2 protein-coding genes are annotated in these 2,940 nt (G+C 68.9%); both read left to right on the top strand.

The window, feature by feature from the left end:
- Positions 1-690, top strand: a 690-nt coding sequence (locus IT540_RS16055) for a phage portal protein (RefSeq protein ID WP_291180165.1), incomplete at its 5' end; no start/stop codon positions are given.
- Entirely contained in the window at positions 683-2,833 is a 2,151-nt protein-coding gene (locus IT540_RS16050) for a hypothetical protein (RefSeq protein ID WP_291180162.1), read from the top strand. The genes IT540_RS16055 and IT540_RS16050, both read left to right, overlap by 8 nt.
- Positions 2,834-2,940 lie beyond the last annotated feature (107 nt).

The following is a 2,940-nucleotide window of genomic DNA, read 5'->3' as shown; positions in this document are numbered from 1 at the left end:
GGTGCTGCGGAGACCGCCGCCGACTTCGCAGGCATCCTCTACACAGACGCCCCTGCCAACGGTGAGGCCGAGAGTGTCGAGCCGATGGACTCCATCGAGCTTGAGGCCCGCTCGCTGCTGACCATGCCTGGCGGCTGGAAGATGGCGCAGGTGCAGGCCGAGCAGCCGAGCACGACCTACGCCGAGTTCAAGCGCGAGATCCTCAACGAGATCGCGCGCTGCCTGAACATGCCCTTCAACGTCGCGGCGTGCAACTCCTCGGGGTACAACTACGCCAGCGGCCGCCTCGACCACCAGACGTACTTCAAGAGCATCCGCGTCGAGCAGGAGCACCTGGCGTGCGTCGTGCTCGACCGCTTGCTCGATGCGTGGCTGCGCGAGGCCGTGCTGATCTCCGACCTGCTCCCGCTCCCGGCGCGCACGCTCGTCGCCACCGGGCAGGGCCTGCCGCACCTGTGGTTCTGGGATGTCAACGAGCACGTCGATCCCGCGAAGGAAGCAACGGCCCAGGCGACGCGCCTGGCGTCGCACACCACGACTCTGGCCGCCGAGTACGCCAAGCAGGGACGGGACTGGGAGAACGAGCTCCGCCAGCGCGGCAAGGAACTCTCGCTGATGCAGGAGCTCGGGCTCGCCCTGGAGCCGACAGCCGCGCTCGCGCCTAGCGGCAAGGAGGATGACGATGCCTGACCGCCCCCCCCTTCCCCCACGCACGCTGAATCTCTGCACGCCCGTCGAGGGCTGGATCGAGGCCGCCTCACCCACGGGTGATGGCATCGCCGCGAGCCTGCGCCGGTTCTCGATGGTCGCGTACACCGGCGGGCCGATGGTCATCGCCGGGTGGCCGCACCCCGTGGTCGTGGACTTGGCGGGCATGCAGGTTGCCGGCGGCGGGCTCAAGAGCCGCCCGATCCTGAAGGACCACAACCGCTCGCTCATCGTCGGGCACACCGACGCGGTGAAGGTCGAGGGTTCACAACTACTGGTCTCCGGCATCATCTCCGGGGCCGGCCCGGTGGCCCGCGAGATCATCGACAGCAGCCGCAACGGTTTCCCGTGGCAGGCATCGCTTGGCGCGATCGCCGGGCACATGGAGTTCGTCGCCAAGGGCAGGAAGGCCTCGGCCAACGGCCGCGAGTTCGAGGGACCCGTGCTCATCGCGCGCCGGAGCACACTGGGCGAGGTGAGCTTCGTGGCGCTGGGCGCGGACGACAACACCAGCGCGGCGGTCGCCGCCGGCGCGGTATCACCCCCCAAGACAGTCAAGGAGGACGGCATGACGTTCGAGCAGTGGCTTGAGGCCAAGGGCTTTGAGATCGCATCCCTCACCGACACGCAGAAGACCAACCTTCAGGCCATGTTCGACGCCGAGGGGACGGGCGACATGCCCCCCAGTGCCGGCGCGTCGGCGAACGGGGGCACGGACGCCCCTCCGCCCGCGCCGCTGATCGCCAGCCTCCGTGCCGAGGTGGCGGCCGAGACCAAACGCATCGCCGATGTCCGGCGCATCTGCGGCGGAGGAGCGGTCGGCGGCGGCAAGCACGCCGAGATCGAGGCCCAGGCGATCGCCGACGGGTGGGACGGGGCAACGACCGAGCTCGCGGTGCTCCGCGCCGAGCGCCCGGCCTTGGCGCAGGGCGGGGTCCGCCGTGACGCGGACTCCGCTCACGCCGGGCGCGCAATGGAGGCGGCCCTCTGCCTGTCGGCGGGCATCCCCGAGGAAACGGTCGGCAAGTGGTACGACCAGCGCACCATGAACGCCGCGCTGTCGGGGCCGCTCCGCAACGCGGGCCTGCACAGCGCCATGACCTACGCCATCCAGGCCGCGGGCGGCTCGTTCCGCTCGTACCACGTGGACAACGAGTTCATCCAGTCGGCCTTCGAGGCCAACACGGTGCTGCGCCGCCGCGAGCGGGAGATCCGCGCCTCGAGCGGGTTCTCGACCATCTCGCTCTCGGGCATCCTCTCCAACGTCGCCAACAAGACCATGCTCGCGGCGTACACCGCCGTCGAGAGCGCCGTCTCCATGTTCTGCGCCGAGACCGACGTGGGCGACTTCAAGGAGGTCACCCGCTACCGGCTCACCGGCACCGGCGTCTTCGAGAAGGTCGGCCCCGACGGCGAGCTCAAGCACGCCGGGCTGTCCGAGCAGGCGTACACGAACAAGGTTGAGACCTACGGCAGGATGTTCGCGCTCAACCGCCAGATGATCATCAACGACGACCTGGGGGCCTTCCTCCAGATCCCGCGCATCATCGGCCGCATGTCGGCGCTCAAGCGCGAGGAAGCGGTCTTCGAGCTGCTCCTGGCGAACCCGTCGAACTTCTTCAGCGCCGGCAACAAGAACTTCATCTCCGGCGCAGCCACCACCCTGAGCATCGACGCGCTGACGCAGGCCGAGCAGGCGTTCCTCGACCAGACAGACACCGACGGCAAGCCCATCCTGCTGACCCCGTCGGTGCTCCTCGTGCCGTCGGCGCTGAAGGTCACGGCCCAGGTGCTCATGACCGAGACGCGGATCAACGAGACGACCACGGTCGACAAGGGCAAGCCCGCCGTCAACCCGCACGCGGGCAAGTGGAAGCCGGTGGCGAGTCCGTACCTGAACGCCCAGGGGCTCACGGGCGGGAGCGCCAAGGCGTGGTACCTGTTCGCCAACCCGGCGGACGTGGCCGCGATCGAGATCGCGTACCTGCGCGGCAAGCGCACCCCGACCATCGAGAGCGGCGACGCCGACTTCAACCAGCTCGGGATGCAGTGGCGTGGCTACTTCGACTTCGGCGTGGCCATGCAGGACTCCCGCGCGGCGGTCAAGAGCAAGGGTGAGGCGTAATGCCGGAGCAGGTCGAGTTCGAAGGTGGGATCGGGATCGAGCCGGGCGGAGAGCCCGGCACAGGAGGTTCATTCATGCCAGCGAAGTTCATTCAAGATGGTGCCGCG

Origin of the sequence: Hyphomicrobium sp., from assembly GCF_020852195.1 — a bacterium.
Classification (GTDB): domain Bacteria; phylum Pseudomonadota; class Alphaproteobacteria; order Rhizobiales; family Hyphomicrobiaceae; genus Hyphomicrobium_C.
Note: the sequence above shows the minus strand (reverse complement) of the source record. Positions and strands in the feature narration are given on the sequence as shown.

Bases quoted from the DNA above. Each gene is read 5' to 3' on its own strand.
- IT540_RS16050 (WP_291180162.1), top strand. From the start codon at position 683: ATGCCTGACCGCCCCCCCCTTCCCCCACGCACGCTGAATCTCTGCACG.